Source organism: Pseudomonas sp. P4_B3, from assembly GCF_056402295.1.
Window position 1 is genome coordinate 225,984 of sequence record NZ_JBFUHR010000003.1, and the last position, 25,777, is coordinate 251,760.

The window sequence follows — 25,777 nt, forward strand, 5'->3', positions numbered from 1 at the left end:
GTTTCGCACTGAGAAAGTGCAAATCTCGGCGTTCCTCTCCAGCCCATTGGGCGGTATTCCCACCGGGAAAAGAATATTCCCATATATACAGCACAAAAGCGCTGGTTACGGCACTTCAGCTTTTCATTCGCGATTCTGGCAAGGGCCTTGCATTCCTATTGGGAAACTAACTTTCTTTTCAGGAATATAAAAAGGAAGTGACGGCCTTTCCACAATGATTTGCCCTTTTTCGCGAGGAGTGACGAGCAATGTTGCCAGCAGAAACCCAGCGCATCATCGACAAGCACGGGATCAAGTATGTGCTTGCGCAGTTTGTCGATATCCATGGTTCGGCCAAGACCAAATCGGTGCCGATCTGTGGACTCAAGGCCGTGGCCGAGGACGGCGCGGGTTTTGCCGGGTTCGCCATCAGCGGCATGGGCATGGAACCCCACGGTCCGGACTTCATGGCCCGTGGCGATTTGTCCACGCTGATGCCTGTGCCCTGGCAACCGGGTTATGGCCGGATCGTGTGCATCGGTCATGTCGACGGCAAGCCGCATCCTTATGACAGCCGTTACGTTCTGCAGCAGCAGGTTCGTCGCCTGGAAGACAAGGGCTGGACGCTCAACACCGGCCTGGAACCTGAATTCAACCTGATGCGCCGCGACGAGCTGGGCAAACTGCAGTTGGTCGACGCCAGCGACAACCTGGACAAGCCTTGCTACGACTACAAAGGCCTGTCGCGCTCCCGGGTGTTCCTCGAGCGCCTGACCGAAGCGTTGCAGGCGGTGGATTTCGAGGTCTATCAAATCGACCACGAAGACGCCAACGGCCAATTCGAGATCAATTACACCTACAGCGACGCCATGACCTCGGCGGATCGATTCACCTTCTTTCGTATGGCCGCCGGCGAGATTGCCAATGACCTGGGCATGATCTGCTCGTTCATGCCCAAGCCCGACCCGAAACGCGCCGGCAACGGCATGCACTTTCACCTGTCGATCAGCAGCGCCGAGAACAAGAACCTGTTCTTTGATGCCAGCGACCCGAGCGGCATGGGCCTGTCAAAAATGGCCTATCACTTCGCCGCTGGGCTGCTGGCCCACGGCCCGGCGCTCTGTGCTTTTGCCGCGCCGACGGTCAACTCCTACAAGCGGCTGGTGGTGGGCAACTCGTTGTCCGGCGCGACCTGGGCGCCAGCCTTTATTGCCTTCGGCGCCAACAACCGCTCAGCGATGGTGCGGGTGCCCTACGGTCGCCTGGAGTTCCGCCTGCCGGACGCCGGTTGCAATCCCTATCTGGTCAGCGCGGCGATTATCGCGGCGGGCCTCGACGGTATCGACCGTCAGCTGGAAATCGACCACGTCTGCAACGAAAACCTCTACAGCCTGAGCCTGGAGCAGATTGCCGCGCGCGGCATCAAGACCCTGCCGCAATCGCTCAAGGAAGCCTGCGATGCGCTGGAAGCCGACCCGCTGTTCGCCGAGGTCATGGGCCCGCAGATCGTTGGCGAGTTCATCAAGCTCAAGCGCATGGAGTGGGTGGAATACAGCCGCCATGTTTCCGACTGGGAAGTGCAGCGCTACACCGAATTTTTCTAGGCGCCACCGGCGCGCTCAAGCGAACCATCTCGCAGCTTGAAACTTGCGGCTGCCGAACGTAGTGAGGACTGTTGTCATGTGTGGAATCGTAGGCCTTTACCTGAAAAATCCGCAGCTGGAATCCCGGCTCGGTCAGCTCTTCGAACCGATGCTACAGGCCATGACCGATCGTGGCCCGGACAGTGCCGGCTTCGCCATCTATGGCGATGAAGTGCCCGATGGCTGGGTCAAGCTGACCCTGCAGGCGACCACCGAAGCCTTCGACTGGAAAACCCTGATGGGCGAACTGGAAGGCCGTCTCGGCTGTTCGCTGGACTGGTTCCAGAACGCCAGCGCCGCCGTCTTGAAGATCCATGCCGAAGAAACGCCAGTCCGTCTGGCCCTCGCCGAACTGGCCCCGAGCATCCGCATCATGAGCGCCGGGCAGAGCATCGAAATCCTCAAGGGCATGGGCTTGCCCCAGGAAATTTCCCAACGCTTCGGCCTGGCCAGCATGAAGGGCAGCCACATCATTGGCCACACCCGCATGGCCACCGAAAGCGCGGTGACCATGGAGGGCAGCCACCCGTTTTCCACCGGCGCCGACCTGTGCCTGGTGCATAACGGCTCGCTGTCCAATCACTTTCGTCTGCGCCAGGAACTCAAGCGCGAAGGCATCCACTTCGAAACCGACAACGATACGGAAGTGGCCGCCGGCTACCTGACCTGGCGCCTGCAACAAGGCGACTCGCTGAAAGAGGCGCTGGATCATTCGCTGGAGGACCTGGATGGCTTCTTCACTTTCGCCATCGGTACCCGCAATGGCTTTGCGGTGATCCGCGACCCGATTGCCTGCAAACCGGCGATTCTCGCCGAGACCGACGATTACGTTGCCATGGCCTCCGAATATCAGGCGCTGTCGAGCCTGCCAGGTATCGAACACGCCAGGATCTGGGAGCCGGCACCGGCCACCCTGTACATCTGGGAACGCGAGTCAGCTTAAGGAGCGCACACATGAAAACCATCGATCTTTCCACCGCCACCGTGCGTGATCTCAATCAGGCGCTGCATGACCAGGTCCATAACGTAGAAGACCGCGAGTGGGTGGTGACTCATTCCAACGGCAAGCACAACCTCGCGGTCGGGGTGAACCAGGCCGTGTCCATCGATATCCAGGGGCACGCCGGCTACTACTGCGCGGGCATGAACCAGAAAGCGTGCATCACCGTACATGGCAATGCTGGTGTCGGTGTCGCGGAAAACATGATGTCGGGCATGGTGCGGATCAAGGGCAGTGCGTCCCAGGCCGCAGGCGCCACCGCTCATGGCGGGTTATTGGTGATCGAAGGCGATGCCGGTGCCCGTTGTGGAATTTCCATGAAAGGCATCGACATCGTGGTCGGCGGCAGCATCGGCCACATGAGCTGCTTCATGGGCCAGGCCGGGCGCCTGGTGGTGTGTGGCGATGCGGGCGATGCCCTGGGTGATTCGCTGTACGAAACCCACATCTATGTGCGGGGTACCGTCGCTTCCCTGGGTTCGGACTGCGTCGAAAAAGAGATGCGCGCCGAACACCTGGAGGAACTGCAAGTTCTGCTCAACCGCGCCGGTTTCGAGCACAAGGCGGCTGACTTCAAGCGCTACGGCTCGGCCCGTCAGTTGTACAACTTCAAAGTCGATAACGCCTCCGCGTACTGATCCAGGAGCAAGAATATGAGCGACTCCACTAATCCAAAATCCCCTCCAGTCCTGCGCGAATCGGCCACCTTCGATCGCCTGACCATCCAGGAAATCCAGCGTGCCGCCGAGACCGGTATCTATGACATCCGCGGTGGTGGCACCAAACGCAAGGTGCCGCATTTCGACGACTTGCTGCTGCTCGGCGCCAGCGTGTCGCGCTACCCGCTCGAAGGCTATCGGGAGAAGTGCGGCACTGACGTGATCCTCGGCAACCGCTTCGCCAAGAAGCCGATCCACCTGAAGATTCCGGTGACCATCGCCGGCATGAGCTTCGGTGCGTTGTCGGCCAATGCCAAGGAAGCGTTGGGCCGAGGCGCGACAATCGCCGGTACCAGCACCACGACCGGTGACGGCGGCATGACCCCGGAGGAGCGCGGGCAGTCGCAGCATCTGGTCTATCAGTACCTGCCGTCGCGCTACGGCATGAATCCGGACGACCTGCGCAAGGCGGACGCCATCGAAATCGTCCTGGGGCAGGGCGCCAAACCCGGTGGCGGCGGCATGTTGCTGGGCATGAAAGTCACCGAACGGGTGGCCGGCATGCGCACCTTGCCGATCGGCGTCGACCAGCGCAGTGCCTGCCGTCACCCGGACTGGACCGGGCCGGATGACCTGGCGATCAAGATTGCCGAGATCCGCGAGATCACTGATTGGGAAAAGCCGATCTACGTAAAGATCGGGGCGAGCCGGCCTTACTACGACGTCAAGCTGGCGGTGAAGGCCGGGGCCGATGTGATTGTGCTCGACGGCATGCAAGGCGGCACCGCGGCGACCCAGGAAGTGTTTATCGAACACGTGGGCATTCCGATTTTGCCGGCGATCCCGCAAGCGGTACAGGCTTTGCAAGAGATGGGCATGCATCGCAAGGTTCAGTTGATCGTTTCGGGGGGGATTCGCAACGGTGCCGACGTGGCCAAGGCCATGGCGTTGGGCGCCGATGCCGTGGCGATCGGCACGGCGGCGCTTATCGCACTGGGTGACAACCACCCGCGACTGGATGAAGAACTGCACAAGATTGGTTCGGCGGCAGGTTTCTACGACGACTGGCAGAACGGCCGCGACCCGGCCGGTATTACCACCCAGGACCCGGAACTGTCCAAACGTCTGGACCCGGTGGAAGGTGGTCGCCGTCTGGCCAACTACCTGCGCGTACTGGTGCTGGAGGCACAGACCATGGCACGGGCCTGCGGCAAGTCGCACCTGCACAATCTGGATCCTGAAGACCTGGTGGCCTTGACTGTGGAGTCGGCCGCCATGGCCCGGGTGCCATTGGCGGGGACCAGTTGGGTTCCGGGTTCCGGTACCGGTTACTGACAAAAAGCTGTGGCGAGGGAGCTTGCTCCCGTTCGAGTGCGCAGCACTCGCAAAATCCGTAATGGTTACCGGAATTTTGGGGCTGCTACGCAGCCCGGCGTCGGATCGCCGCCCGGAGCAAGCTCGCTCGCCACAGATATCGGAGGGGCTGAAATACCGCGGCATGTAAATTCAATGATCAAGAGGTCTCCCAAGAGGCCCGTACACACTCATTTTGCTCGCTGCCAGACACCTACCATTCTTTTGCAGGAGCTTTGAACATGATCAATCGTCTTCTCGGCAAATCCCTTTTCGGCTTATTGGCGGCCGGCGCGCTCGTGCCGCTGGCGCAGGCGGCCGATGCACCCACCTTGAACACCGGCAGCACCGCCTGGATGGTCACCGCCGCGGTGCTGGTGTTGTTCATGTGTCTGCCGGGGCTCGCGTTGTTTTACGGTGGTCTGGTGCGGGCGAAAAACATGTTGTCGCTGTTCACCCAATGCTTCGGCATCGCCGGTCTGGTGGGCGTTTTGTGGGTGATCTACGGTTACAGCATGGTGGTCGACACCACAGGTATGGTTGAAGGGGAGGTGACCTTCAACAGTGTTGTCGGCGGGCTGAGTCGGGCCTTTCTCGCCGGAATGACCCCGGAAAGTCTGGTCGGCGAGATACCGGAAGGGGTGTTCGTGACCTTCCAGATGACCTTCGCCATCATCACCCCGGCGCTGATCGCCGGCGCGTTTGCCGAACGCATGAAGTTCTCAGCGGCGCTGCTGTTCATGGCCCTGTGGTTCACCCTGGTTTATGCCCCGGTGGCGCATATGGTCTGGGGCGGTGCGGGGGCCTTGATGCATAACTGGGGCGTGCTCGATTTTGCTGGCGGTACAGCGGTGCACATCAATGCCGGTGTCGCCGCGCTGGCTGCCTGCCTGATCCTCGGCAAGCGCAAGGGCTACGAGAATACGCCGATGCCGGCGCACAACTTGAGCCTGACCATGGCCGGCGCGGCCATGCTTTGGGTCGGCTGGTTCGGTTTCAACATCGGTTCCGGCGGCGGTCTCAATGGCACTTCGGGCATTGTCATGCTCAACACCCAACTGGGTGCTTGCGCGGGGATTCTCGGCTGGATGTTCACCGAGTGGTTCAAGGTCGGCAAGCCGAGTGCTTTGGGCCTGGCCAGCGGTGCTTTGGCCGGTTTGGTCGGCATTACTCCGGCGTGCGCCTATGTGGGCGTAGGCGGCGCGTTGGCCATCGGTCTGCTGTGCGGGGTGTTCTGCTACCTGAGCGTCACTGTGCTGAAACGCCGCTTCGGTTATGACGACAGCCTCGACGTGTTTGGCTTGCACGGCATCGGCGGAATGATTGGCGCGGTATTGACCGGCGTGTTCTGCGTGCCGTCCCTGGGCGGGTTGGTGGAAGGCGTGAGCATGGGGGCTCAGGTCGTGGCGCAGATCAAGGGCGTGTTGCTGACGACGGTGTACTGCTTCGCCATCAGCTGGATCATTCTCAAAGTGGTCAATGCCCTGGTCGGCTTGCGCGCCGATGAATCGGTAGAGGAAATGGGCCTGGATCTGGCCGAGCACAACGAGCGTGCCTACAACCACTGATCGTTACTGTTGAACGACACGGCCCACCTTCGAGTGGGCCGTTTTCGTGGTGCTCAGGTCAACGCTGCATCACTGATCGACTTTCGCTCGCGCGCTGCGGCGGCACGCTGCAATTGACTGGCGATCAGGGTGTTCTTCAGCAGATAGGCAATGGTCATCGGTCCGACACCACCGGGCACCGGCGTGATCGCGCTGGCCACGGTGCGTGCACTCTCGTAATCGACATCGCCGACCAAGCGGTTGCCCGATTCGCCGGCAATGCGATTGATGCCGACGTCGATCACCACCGACCCGGGTTTGAGCCAACTGGCATCGATCAGATTGGGGCGACCCACCGCAGCGACGACGATGTCCGCCAGCCTGCACAATGCTGGAGCATCGACGCTGCGCGAGTGCACCACGCTGACCGAGCAGTCGGCCTGCAACAGCAGCGTCGCCATCGGTTTGCCGACAATGTTCGAACGGCCGATGACGACCGCGTGCAAGCCACTCAGGTCACCGCAGGTTTCGTGCAGCAGACGCATGCAGCCGCTGGGTGTACAGGGCGTCAGGACCTCGATGCCCTGGACCAGTCCACCGACGTTTTCCCGATGAAAGCCGTCCACGTCCTTGATCGGATCTATCGCATGAATCACCGCCGCCTCGTCGATATGGGTCGGCAATGGCAATTGCACCAGGATGCCGTTCACCGTGACGTCGGCGTTCAGTTGTGCGATCAGCTCCAGCACATCGTGCTGGCTGGCGTTTTCTGCCAGACGGTACTCCAGGGAATGGATGCCGACCTCTTTGGCCCGCAGCAGCTTGTTGCGCACATAGACCTCGCTGGCCGGGTCTTCACCGACGAGCAGCACCGCCAGGGCAGGGTAGATCTGTTGTCGCGCCAGTACTTGAACCTCTTCTCGAACTTCCTCGAGAACCTGGGCAGCGATGGCTTTGCCGTCGATATCGCGGGCAAGTGCGGGGATGGTGCTGATCAAAAGAGTCACCGTTGTCTTGATTGTATGGGGACGATGCGATCATCGAGGCGCCGTTGCACCCCGATGATTCATCACAGACCTGCGGGCAAGGACGCTCAGGCTACCAGTTGATGGCAGCCGTATACCACCAGCACGCCCGCAATCAGCGTGGCATAGGGCAACCAGCCCGCGCGTTTCAGGCCGGCATCGGCTTGAACGTACAGGTCGTCGAGCATCGCTTGCGGGAAGCGCCCCTTGTCCTGCACATAGTGGCGGAAGCAGAACACCGGCAGGATCAGTAACGCCAGCAGCAAGCCCGTCATCAGCGTTCCCGCGCCCCAGATATCGGCACCCAACCCCATGCACGCCAGGTTGACGAAACTCAGTACGCCACCGGCTGCCAACAGCACGGTAGGGGCTTTGTACGGACGCGCCCAGTCAGGTCTGTCCAGACGATGGATCCAGCCGGCGTTGAGGTTGAGGAAGTTGAAGATGATGTAGCTGACGTTGGACGCCGCGAGCACGAATACATAATCGGACATCAGCAACAGCAGCAGATTGAATGACAGATCCGTCCACATTGCCGCAGTGGGGGCGCCGTGTTCATTGGTGCGCCCCAGGTATTTTGGCAGCCAGCCGTCCACCGATGCCTGATACAGGGTGCGCGAGGAACCGGACATCGAGGTCATGATCGCCAGCAAGGTGGCCAGGACCAGCATGATCAGCACGATGTTGGCGACCACCTTGCCGCCGCCAATGCTGTCCGCCATGACCTGGCCAACCCCCATGCCGCTGTAGATCGCCGGCGCTAACAGACCGCTGTAGACCGCAGGCGTGATGACCGCGCCGCTGGCATCGAGCACTGCCGGTGTGACTAGCTGACCAAGGCCGAGACTGCCTTGAAACGCCAGGGGTACCAGGGTGAACACCAGAATGCACAGCAAGCCGGCATAGAAGATCGCCTTGAAGGTGTCGCGCTTGGGGTCCTTGAATTCCCGGGTGTAGCACACCGCCGTTTCGAACCCGTAGGTCGACCACGCAGCCATGAACAACCCGCCGGCCATCAGCGACCAGCCGGAAATGTCCCAGGGTCCGTCGATGACTTGTCCGGCCGCATCATGTGCCAGCGGGTACAACGGCAGGAAATTGGCCTGGGCCGCATCCCCGGTGAACAAAGGCACCACACCCACCAGCAGCAATGGAATCAGTGACGTTACACCGAGCACCAGGGTCAGGCGTGCCGAGCGCAGGATGCCACCATGTTGCACGGCAAAGACCGTCAGCAGGATCAACAGGCCGATGGCAAAAGTTGCGTTGATCCGTAGCGACAGGCCGCTCTTGATCCAGCCCAGATCGACCAGGGTCAGTTGCCAGGTGTTGATCAGCGCATCGGCGGGAAACAAGGCGGTGAGGATGTAACCCGCCGCCAGCCCTGAGCCAATGGACAGCACCGGCGACCAGGCCAGCCAGTTGCACCACACCGAGACCGGTGCGATCAGCTTGCTGTAACGCACCCAGGCCACCGCGCCGTAAACCGAGGCACCGCCAGACTTGTGCGGGAACAGTCCAGCGATTTCGGCATAGGTGAAGGCCTGTATGAACCCGAACAGGATCGACACGATCCAGACGATCCAGGCCGGTTTGCCGACCGTGGCGGCAATCGCGCCGATAGAGAACAGCACCAGGGCGGGCACGCCACTGGCGACCCAGAACGCCCCGCGCCAATCGATCTTGCGGTGCAGGCTGCCCACTGAACCGGCGGCCTGCGGTACGGCCTCGAACGTAGTCGCTTCCATCTTCGTATTCCCATGTCTGAGTAGTGGTAGTGGGGCAGTCAAAGTCAGGTGGCGCACAAGCTCGTTTAATCGATCAACTGCGTACCCGGCTCTTGTCCGGGTCGTAGAAAATCGCCGCGGTGACCGTGGCGCTGATGCGCTTCTGCAGGCCATCGACTTTGCCGATCTCAAGCGTTGTGCCGACGTCGGCGCAGGCCACGTCGACCCGGCACAGCGCGATATTGCTGGCCAGCAGCGGCGAGCGGCAGGCACTGGTGATGACCCCGACCTGGGCCCGACCGTGGTACACCGGGTCACCGTGGTGGGCGCCTTCGTTACCGCTCAGTTGCAGACCCACCAGTTTGTGAGCGGGATGGGTGCTGCGCCGCAACAGGGCGTCGCGGCCGATGAAGTCATCGGTTTTGCTTTTCAGCGGTACGCAAAAGCCGATACCGGCCTCGAACGGATCGGTCTGGTCGCTGAATTCGTAGCCGGCAAAAATCAGCCCGGCTTCGATGCGCAGCATGTCCAGCGCTTCCAGGCCCAACGGCACCAGGCCCAAGGGTTGGCCCAGCGCCCAGATTCGGTCCCAGACCCGCTCGGCATCCTCAGGCTGGCACCAGACTTCGTAGCCCAGTTCACCGGTGTAGCCGGTGCGCGAGATCATCAGCGGGCAGCCGTCGTAACCGTCCAGGCGTCCCACCAGAAAACGGAACCAGCCCAGGGTTTCCAGACTCGGCTGGTTGGGCGCGGTCCAGACCATTTGCTTGAGCAGCTCGCGGCTCATCGGGCCTTGCACCGCCAGGTTATGGATCTGCTCGCTGGCGGACTTGATCCAGACCTTCATGCCGAGTTTTTGCGCCTGCTCGCGCAGCCACACCCCGGCGTAGTCTTCGCCGCAGATCCAGCGGAAATTGTCCGGGCCCAGGCGCAGCAAGGTGCCGTCGTCGAGCATGCCGCCGTGTTCGTGGCACATGGCCGAATACACCACTTGACCCACCGCCAGGCGACGCACGTCGCGGGTCAGGCAGTACTGCAACAAGGCTTCGGCGTCGGGGCCGATGATTTCGAATTTGCGCAGGGCGGTCAGGTCCATCACCGCCGCTCGCTCGCGGCAACCGAGGTATTCCTCGATCGCGCCATAGCCGTCATAGCGCAGCGGCAGCCACCAGTTGCGGTAGTCGACGAAGCTGCCGGTCAAGGCGCTGGTGCGTGAGTGGAACGCGGACTCACGGGTAAGAATCGGGTCGGCATCGGCCGTGGTTCGAGTGCTCATGGCGATGGAAAAACGCTCCTTTCCGCTGTAGATGCGGACATGGATATCGGTTGGGCTCCAGCCATTGGCCGGGTCGATGTCATCCGGGCACGAAGTACTGCCGCACACCAGGTCGGTCATGGCGCGCAGCAGCACGTAGTCGCCGGGACGCGACCAGGGTTCATCCAGGGTCATCTGCTGGTGTGCGTCGATCCCGGTATTGAAGAAAAAATTGATCGCCGGCCAGCCGCCCCGGGTCTTGACCCCATGGGGTGCCAGCACCTGGCTGAGGTTGTCGCTGCAGTTGTCGTGCCCGAAGTAGCCGTGGCTCTCGTAATAGCGCGCGGCGCAGGCCAGGGCGAAGGAGTCGTGGCGGCCGACGGTGTCGCGCACCACCTCCAGCATCGGCTGCATCTGCCGGTCGAAAAATTTCGAAAACAGTCCCGGTGCCGGATAGGCGCTGCCGTTCAGGGTGCGGGTCACGGTCTGGTCCAGGTCCAGTTCCAGGCCGCGATCCAGTGCCCGTCGATCCAGGGCGACGAAGTCCGAGCACTGGCGACCGGCGACATCCAGCACCTGCACATACTGACCTTTGCCGACGGTGTAACTGCGGGCGGTGCCGGCGCTAATGGTGAATTCGTCAATTAACTCGCCCAGGGGTTCAGGCAATGTCGGGAGCAGCAGCGGCGAGGGATTGGCCCGTGTCACCCACAACCTCAGTTCGCTGGGCCGATACTGCCGATCGACAGCCGTTGGCCCGGCGGGCGCAGCGACAATCACCAGCAGTTCATCGCTGGCGATAAAGTGGCGGCTGAAGTTGGCGGGGCGGTCCTCGTCCCAGAGTGAGATGGCGCTGGGCAGATGGTGCGGGTCAATCCCGCGCCGGCTCAAGGCCTGGTTGATGCGACGCGACTGCAAGGTCGGTTCGGCGAGCCGTGCGCCGATGAAGCCGCAGGCAGTCGAACCGCTCAGCGCCCAAGCTGCCAGGGTGTTGCGACCGAGCGTATCCATGGCCAGCAATTCGCAGGGTTGCCGGCCTTCGAGGTCGATCACTTGCAGGCTGTCGCCGGGCTGCAACGCGACAAGGGTCAGGCCGCCGGCGGCCACCCGATAGCGCTCCAGGGCCGGGGCTCGGGCAAACAGTCCGGGCTCCCGCGGGCGGGAAACACGAGGTGCGTTCATGGTGAGGCTCCCGGGTCAACCGATCGACTTGACGGACATCGGCGGTTCAGCGAGGTACGCCGCCATGGAATCGTCAAGGGCATGCAGCCAAGGCGTGTGGTGGGGTGGCGACTGGGTGCCGGTCATCAGCGATCGGTAGGACTTGTCGCGGTACCCCATGATGTTGTGGGCCTTGTCGTGCTTCCAGTGCAGGAAGGTGTCGTTGACCGCGGCGATATCGAAGTTCGGGTAGTCGGTGGCGTCCACCAGTTGCTGGATATAGGCGCCCTGGTATTCGAACATCTGCTGGTTGGTTTCAAGCTGCTGTTCACGGGCATGCCATTGCTGATTATCGGCGGCCCTTTGTGTCTGGTCGGGTAGAGTGATGCGTTGCAGGATCACGTCGCGGGCGTACCAGGCCTGGGCGTCGAACATGTTGAACGAGTACCACTGGTCCTGCATGCCGAGGTAGATCAGTTGCGGGTTGGGCTCCCAGAAAATGCCCTTGTACAGGTTCATCGGCCATAGCCGGTTGTCGGTCTTCAGGCACAGTTCGTCCGGCAGGAAGGGGAAGTGATGTTTGTAGCCGGTGCAGAGGATCACCGCATCGATGTGCTTGTGGGTGCCGTCGATAAAGTACGCGCGGTTTTTTTCCAGGCGCTGCAACAGCGGTTTTTCTTCCCAGTTGGCGGGCCAGTCATAGCCCATGGGCGCGGTGCGATAGCAGCTGGTGATGCTGCGGGCGCCGTACTTGTAGCACTGTGAACCGATGTCTTCGGCGGAATAGCTGCTGCCGACGATCAACAGATCCTTGCCCTTGAACTCCAGCGCCTCGCGGAAATCATGGGCGTGCAGGATGCGCCCGCCGAACTGCTCGAATCCTGGGAAGTACGGCATCTTCGGCGTCGAAAAGTGCCCGCAGGCGTTGATCACATAATCGAACTGTTCCGAGGTCTGGGTATCGCTGCCGTGGTCGTGGGCGACCACCGTGAAGCGGCGAGTCTCTTCGTCAAAGGTGACCTGGCGCACCACATTGTTGAAACGGATGTAGTCGCGAACCCCGGCTTTTTCGACGCGGCCCTTGATGTAGTCCCACAGCACTTCCCGTGGTGGGTAGGAGCCGATGGGGCGGCCAAAATGTTCTTCGAAGGTGTAGTCGGCGAACTCCAGGCATTCCTTCGGGCCGTTCGACCACAGGTAGCGATACATGCTGCCATGCACCGGTTCGCCGTTCTCGTCCAGGCCGGTGCGCCAGGTGTAATTCCACATGCCACCCCAGTCTTGCTGTTTTTCATAGCAGACCAGTTCCGGGATGGGTGTTCCCTGGTCCCTGGCCGATTGAAATGCCCGCAGTTGAGCCATGCCGCAAGGGCCGGCGCCGATGATTGCTATGCGTGTGGTCATGGTCGTTTCTCGTGGCTATGTCTCGTGTCTGAGGATCGGAAAAGGGCTCGCTCAGCGAAAAATCACCGTCTTGTCCTGGTTGATGAACACCCGGTGTTCCAGGTGGTATTTCAGGGCTTTGGAAAGCGCTACGGTTTCGGTGTCGCGGCCGATGGCAACCAGCGAGTCGGGCAGGTGGGTATGGTCGACCCGCTGGATTTCCTGCTCGATGATTGGCCCCTCGTCGAGGTCGCTGGTGACGTAGTGGGCGGTGGCGCCGATCAGCTTTACGCCACGGTCATAGGCCTGGTGATAGGGCTTGGCGCCCTTGAAACCGGGCAGGAACGAGTGATGGATGTTGATGGCCCGGCCGGACAGCTGCTGGCACAGTCCGTCGGACAGAATCTGCATGTAGCGCGCGAGCACCACCAGATCGGTCCGGGTGTCCTCGACGATGCGCATCAACTCGGCTTCCTGGCTGGCCTTGCTGTCCTTGGTGATCGGCAGGTAGATGAAACGAATGCCTTCGCGTTCGGCCATGGCTCGCAGGTCCAGGTGGTTGGAGACCACTGCGGTGATGTGCATGTCCATCTCGCCTTTGCGGTGGCGGTACAGCAGGTCAGTCAGGCAGTGGTCGAACTTGCTGACCATCAGCAGCACCCGGGTCGGCTGACTGCTGCAGAACAGTTGCCACTGCATGTCGAAGCCGCCGGCCAGGTCACCCAGATCCTCGCGCAGGGCACCGATATCGCCCGTCACGCCGGTGTTGAAGCGGAACACCGCGCGCATGAAAAACTGCCCGGTGAACTCGTCGTCGAATTGCGCCAGCTCGCTGATGTAGCACTGCTGTCCGGCCAGGCAGGTGGTGATCGCGGCCACGATGCCGGACGCTGCCGGGCAATTGATCTTGAGAATGTAATGTTCGTTGGAAGTGTCCATCGAAGGCCCCTTGGATAAAGTGGTTGGAGGCTCAGCCCTTGGCCGTGCGCTTGTTTTTTTCCGGGTCGTCGAAGGGCAGGGCGTGGGTCACTGCGGCGCTTTCCTGGCTACCGCGCACCTGCAGGGCAATGCCTGGATTCGAGCAGGCGACGCTCATGCGGGCGATGGCCATTGAGCGTTTGCTCAGGCGCGAATACATGCCGCAGGTGACCACCCCGACTTGCTGGTTGCCTTGCCACAGAGTGTCGCCGGCCTGGGCGGCGCGGACGCCTTCGAGCAACACGCCGGTGATCTTGAAGCGCTCCCGGCCGCGCAACCGAAAGTGCTCTTCGGCGCCACGGAATTCGCGTTTGTCCGGGGAGACGGTGAAATCCAGGCCCATTTCCCACAGAGTGTCGCCAGCCTTCTGATCGGCGAAGGGGTACATCTGCGAGTTGTCGTAGGGGAAAAACATCAGCGAGCTTTCCACCCGCAACCAGTCCAGGGCGGTAAAGGCGCAAGGGATGATGCCCAGGCCCGCGCCCTGTTCGAGGATCGTGTCCCACAACGCCGGGGCATCGGCGGCCTTGCAGAAAATCTCGTAGCCGCGTTCGCCGGTATAGCCGGTGCGCGAGATCATCACCGGGCGATCGAACAGGCGGGTTTGCAGGTGATGGAAGTAAGGCAGCTGACGGATCCCGGGAACGTGCTCGGCGAGAAAGTCCACCGCCAGCGGCCCTTGCAGCGACAGGTCGTGCAGGTCGTCATCGAACAGCACCGCCACCTGCCGGCCCTGGGATGAGCGCACGAGCATTTCGTAGCCGGTGCCCGCGCCGTGGACCACCATGAAGGCGTTGGGTCCGGTGCGGTAGACGATACAGTCATCGACGAACTTGCCTTCCTCGTCGAGCATCGAGGCATACACCGACTTGCCGGGGTACAGCTTGGCGATGTCGCGGGTGGTCGCCCATTGCAGCAGGCTCTCGGCGTGGGGGCCGACGTAATGGACTTTTTTCAGCCCGGACACATCCATCAGTCCGGCCCGGGTGCGGATCGCCTGATGGTGATCGGCAAGATCGCTGTCGTAGGTCCAGGCAGTGCCCATGCCGTTCCAGTCTTCGAGGTTCGAGCCGAGTGCGCGGTGCCGTTCGGCCAGTGCAGAAATACGCCATGAATGCGTCATGTGAAGGTCCTTGTCGGAAAAAAGTGGGTCAGGGTTCAGGCTTGCGGGTCGAAGCGGCTCAGCCACTCGACCAAGGTCTGTCGGTAGCGGCTCATGCCCTTGTAGTCGGCGATCGGCTCAGGCAGGTCGCGCAGCACACGGTGCAGGCGGCAGCTCCAGCCGGGCTGGGTGACCAGCTCCTGCATGCTGATCAGGTAGGTGCGGATGCTGAACATCACCGCGTTGCTGCGCGGCAGGCGGGCCATCACTTGCAGCTCGACCCGCAGGTGAACCTGTTGCCCGACGTTTTCGGCGGTGATGCGGCCGCGGTCGGCGCCCCATTCATGGAAAGTCTCGGGGGAGGAGTCCAGGCGCGGGTTGATGGTCAGCGTCCAGTTCAGACGCCGCACCGGCTGCCCCACTTGCAGGTTGAGCAGGTATTTCAGCGCGCGGTCGAAGATGCCCATCTGGTGGGCCATGGGCACCGGCGAGTGCCACTGCTTGAAACTCATGCCGGCGTCGAAGGCCAGGGACCAGTCGGCCGGGCTGGTGACCAGGCCGGCGTCCATGTACAGATCGCCGTCGCGTTGATCGAGCAGGGCGAAATCCCCTTGCACCTGTCGGCCGATGAACTCCAGCGGCTCGCAGGGCAGGCTGGTGGCATCACCGAACACAAAGTGCTGATCGATGTTCAGCAGCGTGTTGCGCCAATGCCAGTGATCACCTTCACGCACCAGCGAGAACCACTGCGGATAATCCGCGGCCAGGTGCTCCATGAGCATCTGCAGCGCATCCCAGGCGGCCACTTGCATGTGCGGCATCACCAGGTAACGCCGTGGGTCCTTGTCCAGTACCAGGGCGCGTTCGGCCATTTCCGAGCGGTAGTGTTCGTCGATGTCGAACCCGTGCTGGTAAATCGAGCCGGGATCCCGGGAGGTCGCCGGTTCGATGTTCACCGAATACAGGTAGCTGTCCTCGGTGAAGGGGAAGGGAAAACGGCGGATGGCGGCGGGGCTGTTGCGAAAGCTGAAATCGTCTCGATAGCTCTGCACGGGGCTTGATTGAATGGTCATGGTCGACTCCTAAAGATCCAGCGAAACGCAAGGGCCGCAGCCGCGAGAGACACAGGGCATGAGAAAGTCGGCCTGCTCGGCGGGGCTCAGAAAACTGTCGCGGTGTTCGATGTCGCCGCCCACGTAGCGGGTCATGCACTGGCCGCAGACCCCGCCGCGGCACAGGTTGGGGATCTGCAGCCCGACGGATTCCAGGGCTTCGAGCAGGCTTTGTTCGGCGCCGACTCGCAAGCGCCGACCGCTGCGCAGCAGTTCCAGATCGAAGGGTTGGCCCGGTTGTGCGGCATTGAAGGCTTCCCAGTGCACCCGGCCGGGCGGCCAGCCGAGTGCCCTGGCCTGTTGCCGAACCGCGTCGAGCAACGGTTGCGGGCCGCAGGTGTATAGGTGGCTGCCCAGCGGTCGATCACGCAGGATCCGGCTCAGGTCCGGGCGGCTGGCGTAGGTGTGCAGGCGCGATCCCAGTCGCTGTTGCAACGCTTCGACATAGGCATCGCTCAGGCCCGGACGACAGAGGTAGTGCAATTCGAAGTGGGCCTTGCGTTGTTCCAGGGCCGCGATGTAGGCCATGAACGGCGTGATGCCGATGCCTCCGGCGATCAGGATGTGCAGGCTGGCGGTCGAGTGCAGGGCGAACAGATTGGCCGGCGGCGAAATCTGCAGCGTGTCCCCGATCTGGACCTGCCGATGCAGGTAGTGCGAGCCGCCGCGGGAGGCCTCCTGCAGGCGTACGGCGATGCGRTAATGCTGGCTGTCCGCCGGGTCGCTGGTGAGTGAATAGGCATTGCGCAGCTTGCCCTCGGCCAGTGGCAGGTGAACCTGCACATGACTGCCGGGGGAGAACGCCGGCAGGGGCCCGGCGCACGCCTGCAGGGTGAATTCGCGCACCACTGGGGTAAGCATTCTCGCCGCGCTGACCCGTACTTCGATTGCGGCGCTCATGACCGGACCCCGGCATAAGGCTGGTCGGGGTTGGTGCAGACGCCGAGGTACGCCCCCAGGCGGCGGGAAAAGTGTTCGCGGACTTCCAGCCCTAGGTCGCAACCGATGCAGGTCAGCAGCGCCTCTGGCCCGGCGGCCTGAGTCAGGCCGCAGTGCACGCAATACACCAGGCGCGCACCCGCAATCGTGCGGGTGATGTCGATCTCGTCATTTTCCAATCCGGCGCTGCGGGCCTCGCCGTGGATGCGCCAGATAAAGGCCTCGTCGCCCATGATGTAGAGATGGCTGCCGACGGTGGCGCTGACCAGCACCTGATGCAGGCGCCGGGAAAAGTCGGCGCTCTCGCCATTCAGCACCAAGGGCTGTTCCAGTTCCCCGACAACGGGCGAGCAGGCGGCCGCCGATTGCATGACCACGATGTGCCGGGTGACGCTTTCACGAGGCAGCGGCTGGCGATAGCGCGGGAGGCTGTGAAGTCGGTCCGGGGCGGCGCTGTGTCTATCCGTCATGTGGGCTTTCCTGGCTGATCCGCGCCTGTCGAAGGGCGAGAAAGGTGGTGTTGGACTGGGAGTCTGTTTCCTGTTGGGGAAGATACTTTCCTGTGGGGAAAATCTTCTCAATCCGGAAAAAGGGCTATGTCTTTGGAGATAAGTCCTGTGCAACGCCTGTTCGGGGCATGGAAGTTGCTGGTCTTTGCTCAGGGCTGAGCAACCGGACGGGGAGTTATCGATAGTGCGAACACGACCACAGTGGTGGCCGCTCTGGTTGGGGCGTATTCGCCCCGAACAGGCACGCAGCGTGCGCAAACTGCTGGCCGGATTGCCCTTGTGTCAGGTGCACGCTGACGGTGCCTTGTCGGGTTTTCTGGATCGTTTCGAAGCATTGTTGCCGACCTGCAAACTGAATCTGATCCTGGGCGGCGAAGACCTGGGGCCGGCACGGCGCGGATTGCTCGAGGGCTGTCAGGGTGTTGCGCGTTGCCCTTGGCGTGACTCGACACTGCCTGATGCTGCTCAGGCCTGTGGCCCTTGCCGGCAACGGGGCGTACATCGCCTGCTGTGTGCCTTGCCGCACAGCGACGATTCGAGCAAAGGGGTGTTGTTGCTCGATACCCCACAACAGGTCCACGCAAGCTGGCGCCAGTTGCTGGAAGAGGCGGCGCAGGCGGTCGGCGTCACCGTGCGCTTGCGCTGCTACAACCGTGAGCAACAGCGCAAACAGGCCACGTCCCGGCACGGCGCCCTGGCCCGAGAACTGCACGATTCGGTGGCTCAGCAGTTGGGTTATCTGTCGTTCCAGGCGCGTTTACTGCAGTCGCAGTTGGGCGAGCCTGCGCAGGCCAGTGCCGCGCTGCAGGAACTGTGCGGCGGCTTGAGCCAGCTGCAGCGCCAGGTGCGCGAGCTGATCACCAGTGCTCGTCTGACCATGGACGGGCGCTCGCTGCGCCAGGCCCTGGCCGACTCTGTCGCCGAGTTCTCGCGGCGCTGCATCATCGTTTTTGAACTGGACAATCGCCTGGCTGATGACGCTTTGAGCCCGGAAACCGAATTGCAGATTCTGCAGATCATTCGCGAGGCACTGGCCAACGCGGTACGCCATTCCCATGCACGGCATGTGCGCATCGAGTTGCGGCAAAACCAGGACGGTGATGTCTCGGTGACGGTGGAGGATGACGGCATCGGCCTGAGCCCGGCATCGGGGGAGGACAACCATTTCGGCCTGGCGATTATCCGCGAGCGCGCCGCGAGCATTGGCGCCCGATTGACCATTGAGGCGATCCGCCCGCACGGGGTCCGCGTACACCTTGGCCTTCGCCGCCACCAAGACCTGCCACAGGGGAGTTTCGATGGACTGCACGACCTTATTACTGATCGATGATCACCCGTTGTTTCGCAAAGGACTGGCACAGCTGTTCGGCGCCAGCGACGACTTCGAAGTGGTGGGGCAGGCCGCCAGTGGCCGCGAAGGCATCAACCTGGCCGTGAGCCTGGCGCCGCAGCAGGTCTTGCTGGACTTGCACATGCCCGGCTTGAGCGGTTTGCAGGTGCTCGACGAACTGCGTCAGTTGCGCCTCGACTGCCAGGTGGTGGTGCTCACTGCATCGATGGATCGCGCCGAGCTGTTGACCGCCCTGCGCTTGGGGGCCAGTGGTTATGTGCTCAAGGAAACCGAGCCTGATGCGTTGTTGGACTACATGCGCAATTGCCACAAGGGCGCGATCGTTCTGGATTCGACCCTGATTGCCCTGCTTGCCGATCAGGGCGAGTCGGTGCACCGACCTGCGCACGATTCGAATCCGCTCGACACCGGCAACCTGACTGAGCGCGAGGGGCAGACCCTGGCCCTGATCGCCGCCGGCATGAGCAATAAACAGATCGGCCGGGAACTGGGGATCAGCGATGGCACGGTCAAAATCTATGTGAGGAATCTGTTGCAGAAACTCAGCCTGCACTCGCGCCTGGAGCTGGCGGCGTGGGTGCACAACGCCGCGTCGGTGAGACACGAGGAGCGTCATTAGATGATGGAACGGCCAGAGGCATTCGTGCAGACACTGCCCTTGCACCTGATGGATCGCTTTCCTGCGGCGCTGCTCGAACTGCGCGATAACGGTCAGATCGCCCACTTCAACCTGGCCTGGGTCGAGCTGATGGATCTGCCGGGTACGGAGCGTAATCTCATCGATTATGTGCACCATGAAGACCGTTCGTTGTGGCGCCAGGCCCTGCATGAACTGCGTCGGCGCCCCGAAACCTCCTTCAACCAGCGGCTGCGTTTTGTTCACCCTTCGGGGGAACTGCGCTGGTTCGACGTCAGCCTTAAGCGCGGGCTGCAGGGTTTCTATCTGGTGGCCGGCGACATCACTGCACACAAGCGGCGCGAGATTGCCTTGCAGGCCAGCCAGCGCAGTAGCATGAGCTTGCTCGACAGCATGCCGGGGCTGATCTATCGCGGTCGCAACAACCGCGACTGGACCATGGAATTCGTCAGTGCCGGTTGCCTGCAACTGACCGGGTATCCACCGGAGCGGCTGGTGGACAACCATGAATTCACCTACAACAGCCTGATCCTGGCGCAGGATGCCGATTACGTCTGGCGCGAGGTGCAATATGCCTTGTCGCAGCAAAAGCCGTTCGAACTCAATTACCGGATTCGCTGCGCCGATCAGTCGATCAAGCACGTCTGGGAAAAGGGCGTGGGGATCTATGCCGACACGCGTGAAGTGCTGGGTATCGAGGGGGCGATTTTCGAGCGCAATACCGGCCAGGACCTGGAGCGTTGAACGCAGGTTTGCGGGGAAGGCACAACGCCGGGCATTTCCCCGGTGTTGTGGTTTTTTCAGAGGTTGATCAGGAGAGTTCGCCGACTCCGTGGGTGCGCTTGCCGAGTTTCATCGTCCATTGAGATTCGACCGGCCAGATTGCCACCCTACCTGAGGATCCGGCCGACATCGGTTGCGGTCAGCGACTCGAGTTCTTTGATGGTGATTTTGGCCATGAAATGGGTTCCCCCCTACTTTTACCCCCACAAAAACGTCGGCTCTTGATGGACGTTCCTGGACTCTCGTGGCGCAGAACACCGCTGGAGCTCTAGTAAATACTGGCTTGGAAAAATCCAGAGTAAAATTTTGGGATCTTTCAAGAAGTATGAAAAAGGAGATGGGGTGCTAGGGGTCGAGTGTTCGAATCACTCCGTCCCGACCATATAATTCAAGGGGTTGCGAGATTTTATCTCGCGACCCTTTTTTATTTTTGGTCGTTTTTCCCCCTACAAAACGACTGGCTCTGGGTGGATCTTCAGCTGATACCAAGACCGGAATTTGCCCCGTGGGCTTTGGTCCCAGCTTGATAAGTGAGTTGACGACGGTTTGGGTTCATTCCTGTCGCACGTTACCGGCGCTATTGGYCGATAGCTGCCGGTCGCGATAGGCTGCTAATGACCCAAGCGGACATTCGATATCGGCATCATGACGCTGCTGATTCGATATTTGTCGTCAAATCTTGATCTCTCGCTGCTGGGCCGCTCTATACGACTTTGCCGGACGTGTCTGACCTCGATGGCATCAGAACCGCGATCAACGCTGGCATCAGGATCAGCGCTCCGATCATGTTCCAGATGAACAGCAGCACTAGCAGAAGCCCCATATCAGCCTGGAACTTCAATTCAGAGAAGGCCCAGGTGGAGACCCCGATTGCCAGGGTTACGCCGGTAAATGCCACCGAAGTCCCGGTGGTCTTCAGCGTTTCGAAATAAGCAGCGCGCATGCTCAGCCCCTGGTGCAGAAAACCTTCCATGCGGCTGTACAGGTAGATGCCGTAGTCGACGCCGATTCCGACGCCAAGGGCGATCACTGGCAAGGTAGCGATTTTCACGCCCAGGCCCATGTGCGCCATCACCGCTTCGCACAGCACGGTCGACAGGTACAGCGGCGCCATCAGCGCGATGGTCACTTTCAGCGACTTGAACTCGTAAAACACCACCAGCGAGATGATCACGAACACCAGCAGCAACATCAGCTTTTCCGAGTGTTTGATCACCTGATTGGTGGCTACTTCGATCCCAGCGTTCCCGGCTGCCTGGAGGATCTTGAACTCGCCGGTGTCGTACTCGTTGTTGAACCGTTCGACTGCTTCACTGACACGACTCAGGGTTTGCGCCTTGTGGTCGGCCAGGTACAGGCTGATGGGCGCGATGTTGCAGTTCGGGTCCACCAGTTCTGCGGCTACCCCGGAGCGGGCATTGTTCATCACGTACTGGTCACGGGAGAACTCGGCCCATTTCGGATTGCCTTCATTACGCGCAACGATGTTGAAGCGCATGGTGCCGTACAACGACTGCACAGACTCGACCCCTTTCACTTCGAGCAAACGCCGTTCCAACTGGTTGGCCAGGTCGGCCGCGGCGAAGCGCGAACATTGCTCAGGTGGTGTCTTGAAGATCAGTACGTAGACATCGGTGCTGGTGCTGTAGTGGGAGAGCAGGTAGGCGTTGTCCTGATTGTATCGAGCTTGCGGGCGGAATTCCGGTGCGCCGGCATCCAGGTCACCGATTTGCAGGCCCTGGCGCGCATGGTAACCAAGGCCCAGTAACACCAGGCTCGCAAGAATCAGAGCGATAGCAACCGGTTTACGCGTTACGCCCGAGAGTCTGCGGAAGATCGGCCAGCTGGAGTCGCGGCGTTCATGCTGTTGACGCAGGCCACGAGGGCTTATGCCGACATAGGACATCAGCACCGGTAGCAGGAACATCTTGGTGAAGATTGCCACGAACACGCCAATGCTGGCGGTCACGGCCAACTGTTGAATTACGCCGATGTCGATCACCAGCAGGGTGATGAACCCGACTGCATCGGCCAGCAGCGCTGTACTGCCCGGAATGAACAGAGCACGAAATGTACGCCTCGACGCCTGTAGCGCATCGCAACCATTGCCCATTTCGCTCATCATCAGATTGATGTTCTGCACGGCATGGCTGATGCCAATGGCAAAGATCAAGAAGGGCACCAGGATTGAGTAGGGGTCCAGTCCGTAGCCCAGCAGCTTGAGCAGACCCAACTGGCAGATCACCGTGAGCAGGCAGGTCAGTACCGTGACGGTGGTACTGCGCCAGCAGCGGCAATAGAAGTACAGCAGTACGCTGATCAACCCGACGGTGATGGCGAAAAACAGCGCAATATCGCTGGCTGCGGCCAGCAGGTCACCGACAATCTGGGCAAACCCGATCACCCGAATGGTCACGCCTTGCGCGCTGAAGTGTTCACGCACCTGCTTGTCCAACGCCTCGCTGAAAGCCCCGTAATCCAGGGGCTTTCCGGTTTGCGGGTCGTTGTCGAGCAGGGGCACGCGGATGATCGTCGAGCGCCAGTCGTTCGCCACAAAGCTACCCAGCATGTTGGCACGCAGGATGTTCTGCCGTACCTGGAACAACGACTCGGTACTCGCGTTGTAGGTGTCGGGGATCACTCGGCCAGTGCGTACCCCCTCAGTGTTCACCTCACTCCACAACGCGTTGGGGGTCCACAACGACTTGAGCTTTCCACGGTCGACGCCAGGCAGGTAGAAAATCCTGTCATTGACTTCGCGCAGCGTTTCCATGAACGCCGGGTCGAGGATCTCGCCCTTGGGATTTTCTACCAGCACGCGCAATACGTTGCTCTGTGGTCGCAATACGTCCTCGTACAGCAGATAGTTCTGGATAAAAGGATGACTGCTCGGAATCATCCGGGAGAAGCTGGCGTCCGGGTGCAGCGCCAGGGCTTTGTAACCCAGGAACAAGGAAGCAACGAGGAAGAACACCAGGACTGCCAGACGATTATGGAATAGCGTTCGTTCGATGAAATCCAGCATTCGTGGTTCGGCGTTTTCCAGCTGATGAGGAGGTGGGTCGAGGTTCAAGCGGGAATTCATCAACGCAGTTCCTTCAGTTCGTCTGTGGCAAGCACGCGCAGGCCATTGTTGCCGACCAGGGCCAACTGTTTGCTGCCCAAGGGGACAGCGCCAAGCCAGGCGCCTTTGACAGCACTCTGGCGGACGCTGAATTGCCGCAGATCGGTACTGTGCAGCAGAAGGCCGGCTTGCCCGGTCAGCCACAGGCTGCCGTCGGCTAGTTGTTCGCCGCCATAGAGACTGGCCTTGATGGGCAACGGGATGGCCTGCCAGTGCTGACCCTGGTCGCGGCTGGAGAACAGGCTGGCGCCAAAGCCCATCGCCAGGATTTGCCCATCACGCAGTTGCATGAGTTTGTAGAGCGAAGCGGGTGTCAGTTGTTGGGCCGGCAACCATTGACTATTGACTTGCCGGTACAGGCGTCCACCTTCGCCTGCAATCAGCAGATCACCGTTGACCAGTCCCAGAACAGCGTTGAGGTGCAGGCGCTCCGGGTTGTCCAGGTCCGGCAGATAATCCCAGCGCTGACCGCCATCTCGGGTGTGCAAAACCATGCCATAGGCGCCGACGACCCAGCCTTCCTGAGCGTTGCGAAACCAGACATCCAGCAGCGGCCGTGAAGGGCCGGCGGCGGCACCGGCATTGATGTCGTCGAGGGCGAAACGGGCGTTATCCAGGGCCAGTAGCTGTGCCTCGTTGTCGGTGTTATCGGTGCCGACAGCGTTTTCCAGGCGGGCCACCTCGGCCTCGGCCCACTTGAGCATCAAGGCATTGATGGTCCTGCCATCGAGTTGTTTGTCCCAGGACTTTCCGCCATCGCTGCTGTGCAACACCACACCGTCATGACCCACGGCCCAGCCTTGGAGATCGTCGACAAAATGTACAGCGGTGAGCAATACGTCCACCGGCACCTTGGCCTGTTGCAGTTGGCCGTCTGGCTCACGCAGGAGAATGTGGCCGTCTGCTCCCACCATCACCAGTCGTTCGCCCAGGCGCTGGATATCGGTGAGTGGTGCCTGGCTGGCGCTCGCTGATACCCGGGAGGCGCGCTCCAGGCGATCGGCCATTGGCGCGGCAAAGGGGGAGGTCGATAGCGCGGCGGTAGTCAACCCAACGAGCAGACCCAACGTCGAGCGGGTGGGGATTTTCATGGCAGATGTCTCGGGAGGAATAACTGGGGTGGTACATGACCACCCCGGTGTCATGGGGCAGGCAACTCAGTGACCTGACCGTCGCAATGCCGCCGGGCTGAAATCGGCAATCTTGGCGCTGATGCCGAACTGGGTGTTGCGCTCTTCGTTCTCCAGTCCGTACACCACATAGCGGCGAGCCTGCAGGTCGTAGGCAACGTCGCTCAGTTGAAGGCTCGAGAGCACGTCATAACGCTGCAACGTATGGGCTTCCTGCATGCGCCACAGATCACCGCGACCGTCGTACAGGTCGGCAGCAAGAATGCTCCAGCTGTCCTCGTCGACGTAAAACACGCGCTTGGCGTAGATGTGTCGCTCTCCAGGCTTGAGGGTCGCTTCTACCACCCAGACGCGATGCATCTCGTAGCGCAGCAGGTCCTGATTGAGGTGATTGGGCTGGATGATCTGGTTGTACTTGAGTGAGCGATCGGCCAGCTTGTAGGTGTTGTAAGGCACCAACATTTCTTTCTTTCCGATCAGCTTCCACTCGTATTTATTCGGTGCACCGTTGTACATGTCGATGGCGTCGTAAGTGCGCAAACCTTCCGAGGTACCGACCGGGGAGTCATAGGCTGCTTCGGGCGCGCGCAACACGCGGCGCTGGCCCGGGTTGTAACTCCATGCCAGGCGTGGTTCCTGGGTCTGGTCAATGGGTTCGTGGATCAGCGTCTGTCCACCCGCAACGCTCTCGGGCGAGATGACCTTGCCCAGGTAGTAGTACAAACGGTTCGGCTCGGGATTGCCCATGGCCGAGGCCATCATCACTTTTACGTCACGACGGATCGGGGTGAAGTTGCCATTGCTCTGCACCACCATTTCCGTGGGGAAGTATTCGTAGCCACCGGTGCGGTACCGAACGAAGTGATTGAACAATACCTCGATACCCGAGTGAGGAATGGGGAAAGGCACGCTGCTCTTCTCATAGCCGATCAGACCATTACCACCGTCAGCCAGTGAGATCTTCGGGGCTTCTCGGACTATCTCTGCGTACTCGGTTTGCGGCAAGGCAGCGGTGCGGTGGGTGGGGTAAACGAGCATTTTGAAGTCAGGGTACTTCTCCAGCATGGCCTGGTAGCCGGGAGTGAGCACTTGAGCGTACTGCGCCTTGTTGGTCTGGGTGATGCTGTACAACGGTTTTTCACTAGCGTAAGGGTCGACATAACCCTGGCCGGCCTGGAACCCCGGCGGTGGCTGGGTCAGCCCACCGGTCCAGGCCGGAATGCTACCGTTGGCGTTTGCAGCTTTTTGTCCGCCGGTGGGCGTCAGATCCTGGCCCAGGCGGGCGACTTCGCTGGCGTCTACGTTGGCCAGGACACAACCATTTCCCAAACTCAGGAGAGTGCCCAGTACGGTGGCGTGAAACAAAGTGGTGTTCATGGA

At 61.2% G+C, this 25,777-nt stretch carries 20 protein-coding genes; 8 read left to right on the forward strand and 12 right to left on the reverse strand.

The window, feature by feature from the left end; all coding sequences use genetic code 11:
• Window positions 1-248 precede the first annotated feature (248 nt).
• The 5 genes from glnT to AC1DWG_RS05045 all read left to right on the forward strand — a co-directional run bounded on the left by glnT (window position 249) and on the right by AC1DWG_RS05045 (window position 6,202).
• On the forward strand, window positions 249-1,583 hold the full coding sequence (glnT, locus tag AC1DWG_RS05025; RefSeq protein WP_477787397.1) for a type III glutamate--ammonia ligase: 1,335 nt from the start codon (window positions 249-251) through the stop codon (window positions 1,581-1,583).
• 76 nt (window positions 1,584-1,659) lie between these two features.
• Window positions 1,660-2,565: a class II glutamine amidotransferase gene (locus AC1DWG_RS05030; RefSeq protein WP_477787398.1), complete on the forward strand. Its 906-nt coding sequence runs from the start codon at window positions 1,660-1,662 to the stop codon at window positions 2,563-2,565.
• A gap of 11 nt (window positions 2,566-2,576) precedes the next feature.
• Window positions 2,577-3,260 carry a GltB/FmdC/FwdC-like GXGXG domain-containing protein gene (locus tag AC1DWG_RS05035; RefSeq protein WP_151213101.1) on the forward strand — a complete coding sequence of 228 codons (684 nt, stop codon included), beginning with the start codon at window positions 2,577-2,579 and terminating at the stop codon, window positions 3,258-3,260.
• Between the two features lie 15 nt (window positions 3,261-3,275).
• A complete protein-coding gene (locus AC1DWG_RS05040) occupies window positions 3,276-4,616 on the forward strand; it encodes an FMN-binding glutamate synthase family protein (RefSeq protein WP_477787399.1) in 1,341 nt (446 codons plus the stop codon).
• A gap of 260 nt (window positions 4,617-4,876) precedes the next feature.
• Complete coding sequence (locus AC1DWG_RS05045) at window positions 4,877-6,202, forward strand: ammonium transporter (protein WP_477787400.1); 1,326 nt, start codon at window positions 4,877-4,879, stop codon at window positions 6,200-6,202.
• A 53-nt stretch (window positions 6,203-6,255) separates the two neighbouring features.
• Here the strand turns inward: AC1DWG_RS05045 and AC1DWG_RS05050 are convergent, their stop codons facing one another.
• From AC1DWG_RS05050 to AC1DWG_RS05090, 9 genes are all read right to left on the reverse strand, one after another.
• Window positions 6,256-7,179, reverse strand: coding sequence for a bifunctional 5,10-methylenetetrahydrofolate dehydrogenase/5,10-methenyltetrahydrofolate cyclohydrolase (locus AC1DWG_RS05050; RefSeq protein WP_477787401.1), 924 nt, complete (start codon window positions 7,177-7,179; stop codon window positions 6,256-6,258).
• Between the two features lie 95 nt (window positions 7,180-7,274).
• Window positions 7,275-8,954, reverse strand: coding sequence for an APC family permease (locus AC1DWG_RS05055; protein ID WP_477787402.1), 1,680 nt, complete (start codon window positions 8,952-8,954; stop codon window positions 7,275-7,277).
• Between the two features lie 73 nt (window positions 8,955-9,027).
• Window positions 9,028-11,370, reverse strand: a complete 2,343-nt coding sequence (locus tag AC1DWG_RS05060; protein ID WP_477787403.1) for a DUF1989 domain-containing protein — start codon at window positions 11,368-11,370, stop codon at window positions 9,028-9,030.
• 15 nt (window positions 11,371-11,385) lie between these two features.
• Complete coding sequence (locus tag AC1DWG_RS05065) at window positions 11,386-12,753, reverse strand: NAD(P)-binding domain-containing protein (protein WP_477787404.1); 1,368 nt, start codon at window positions 12,751-12,753, stop codon at window positions 11,386-11,388.
• Between the two features lie 51 nt (window positions 12,754-12,804).
• The gene (gene purU / locus AC1DWG_RS05070) at window positions 12,805-13,671 is read right to left on the reverse strand and encodes a formyltetrahydrofolate deformylase (RefSeq protein WP_477787405.1); all 867 of its coding nucleotides are present in this window, start codon (window positions 13,669-13,671) and stop codon (window positions 12,805-12,807) included.
• A 31-nt stretch (window positions 13,672-13,702) separates the two neighbouring features.
• Entirely contained in the window at window positions 13,703-14,833 is a 1,131-nt protein-coding gene (locus AC1DWG_RS05075; protein ID WP_477787406.1) for an aminomethyl transferase family protein, read from the reverse strand.
• A 35-nt stretch (window positions 14,834-14,868) separates the two neighbouring features.
• On the reverse strand, window positions 14,869-15,885 hold the full coding sequence (locus AC1DWG_RS05080) for a heme-dependent oxidative N-demethylase family protein (protein WP_477787407.1): 1,017 nt from the start codon (window positions 15,883-15,885) through the stop codon (window positions 14,869-14,871).
• Between the two features lie 9 nt (window positions 15,886-15,894).
• Entirely contained in the window at window positions 15,895-16,824 is a 930-nt protein-coding gene (locus tag AC1DWG_RS05085; RefSeq protein ID WP_477787408.1) for a PDR/VanB family oxidoreductase, read from the reverse strand.
• A complete protein-coding gene (locus tag AC1DWG_RS05090) occupies window positions 16,821-17,333 on the reverse strand; it encodes a dimethylamine monooxygenase subunit DmmA family protein (protein ID WP_477787409.1) in 513 nt (170 codons plus the stop codon). Before AC1DWG_RS05090 ends, AC1DWG_RS05085 begins: the two co-directional genes overlap by 4 nt.
• Before the next feature lie 223 nt (window positions 17,334-17,556).
• Here AC1DWG_RS05090 and AC1DWG_RS05095 point away from each other — a divergent pair, with 223 nt between their 5' ends.
• The 3 genes from AC1DWG_RS05095 to AC1DWG_RS05105 are packed head-to-tail and all read left to right on the forward strand — an operon-like array spanning window position 17,557 to window position 20,104.
• Window positions 17,557-18,702: an ATP-binding protein gene (locus AC1DWG_RS05095; RefSeq protein WP_477787410.1), complete on the forward strand. Its 1,146-nt coding sequence runs from the start codon at window positions 17,557-17,559 to the stop codon at window positions 18,700-18,702.
• Window positions 18,671-19,342, forward strand: a complete 672-nt coding sequence (locus AC1DWG_RS05100) for a response regulator (protein WP_477787411.1) — start codon at window positions 18,671-18,673, stop codon at window positions 19,340-19,342. The genes AC1DWG_RS05095 and AC1DWG_RS05100 overlap by 32 nt, the downstream gene beginning before the upstream one ends.
• Window positions 19,343-20,104, forward strand: a complete 762-nt coding sequence (locus tag AC1DWG_RS05105) for a PAS domain-containing protein (protein WP_477787412.1) — start codon at window positions 19,343-19,345, stop codon at window positions 20,102-20,104.
• A gap of 742 nt (window positions 20,105-20,846) precedes the next feature.
• Here AC1DWG_RS05105 and AC1DWG_RS05110 read toward each other — a convergent pair.
• The 3 genes from AC1DWG_RS05110 to AC1DWG_RS05120 form a co-directional block, all read right to left on the reverse strand.
• Window positions 20,847-23,168: an efflux RND transporter permease subunit gene (locus AC1DWG_RS05110; protein WP_477787443.1), complete on the reverse strand. Its 2,322-nt coding sequence runs from the start codon at window positions 23,166-23,168 to the stop codon at window positions 20,847-20,849.
• Window positions 23,169-23,227: 59 nt separating this feature from the next.
• Complete coding sequence (locus tag AC1DWG_RS05115) at window positions 23,228-24,358, reverse strand: YCF48-related protein (protein WP_477787413.1); 1,131 nt, start codon at window positions 24,356-24,358, stop codon at window positions 23,228-23,230.
• A gap of 66 nt (window positions 24,359-24,424) precedes the next feature.
• Window positions 24,425-25,774: a DUF1329 domain-containing protein gene (locus AC1DWG_RS05120; protein WP_477787414.1), complete on the reverse strand. Its 1,350-nt coding sequence runs from the start codon at window positions 25,772-25,774 to the stop codon at window positions 24,425-24,427.
• Window positions 25,775-25,777 lie beyond the last annotated feature (3 nt).

Excerpts from the sequence above, each read along its gene's own strand:
- glnT (WP_477787397.1), top strand. The coding sequence starts at position 249 with ATGTTGCCAGCAGAAACCCAGCGCATCATCGACAAGCACGGGATCAAG.
- AC1DWG_RS05030 (WP_477787398.1), top strand. The coding sequence starts at position 1,660 with ATGTGTGGAATCGTAGGCCTTTACCTGAAAAATCCGCAGCTGGAATCC.
- AC1DWG_RS05035 (WP_151213101.1), top strand. The coding sequence starts at position 2,577 with ATGAAAACCATCGATCTTTCCACCGCCACCGTGCGTGATCTCAATCAG.
- AC1DWG_RS05040 (WP_477787399.1), top strand. The coding sequence starts at position 3,276 with ATGAGCGACTCCACTAATCCAAAATCCCCTCCAGTCCTGCGCGAATCG.
- AC1DWG_RS05045 (WP_477787400.1), top strand. The coding sequence starts at position 4,877 with ATGATCAATCGTCTTCTCGGCAAATCCCTTTTCGGCTTATTGGCGGCC.
- AC1DWG_RS05055 (WP_477787402.1), bottom strand. The coding sequence starts at position 8,954 with ATGGAAGCGACTACGTTCGAGGCCGTACCGCAGGCCGCCGGTTCAGTG.
- AC1DWG_RS05060 (WP_477787403.1), bottom strand. The coding sequence starts at position 11,370 with ATGAACGCACCTCGTGTTTCCCGCCCGCGGGAGCCCGGACTGTTTGCC.
- AC1DWG_RS05065 (WP_477787404.1), bottom strand. The coding sequence starts at position 12,753 with ATGACCACACGCATAGCAATCATCGGCGCCGGCCCTTGCGGCATGGCT.
- purU (WP_477787405.1), bottom strand. The coding sequence starts at position 13,671 with ATGGACACTTCCAACGAACATTACATTCTCAAGATCAATTGCCCGGCA.
- AC1DWG_RS05075 (WP_477787406.1), bottom strand. The coding sequence starts at position 14,833 with ATGACGCATTCATGGCGTATTTCTGCACTGGCCGAACGGCACCGCGCA.
- AC1DWG_RS05080 (WP_477787407.1), bottom strand. The coding sequence starts at position 15,885 with ATGACCATTCAATCAAGCCCCGTGCAGAGCTATCGAGACGATTTCAGC.
- AC1DWG_RS05090 (WP_477787409.1), bottom strand. The coding sequence starts at position 17,333 with ATGACGGATAGACACAGCGCCGCCCCGGACCGACTTCACAGCCTCCCG.
- AC1DWG_RS05100 (WP_477787411.1), top strand. The coding sequence starts at position 18,671 with ATGGACTGCACGACCTTATTACTGATCGATGATCACCCGTTGTTTCGC.
- AC1DWG_RS05105 (WP_477787412.1), top strand. The coding sequence starts at position 19,343 with ATGATGGAACGGCCAGAGGCATTCGTGCAGACACTGCCCTTGCACCTG.
- AC1DWG_RS05110 (WP_477787443.1), bottom strand. The coding sequence starts at position 23,168 with ATGCTGGATTTCATCGAACGAACGCTATTCCATAATCGTCTGGCAGTC.
- AC1DWG_RS05115 (WP_477787413.1), bottom strand. The coding sequence starts at position 24,358 with ATGAAAATCCCCACCCGCTCGACGTTGGGTCTGCTCGTTGGGTTGACT.
- AC1DWG_RS05120 (WP_477787414.1), bottom strand. The coding sequence starts at position 25,774 with ATGAACACCACTTTGTTTCACGCCACCGTACTGGGCACTCTCCTGAGT.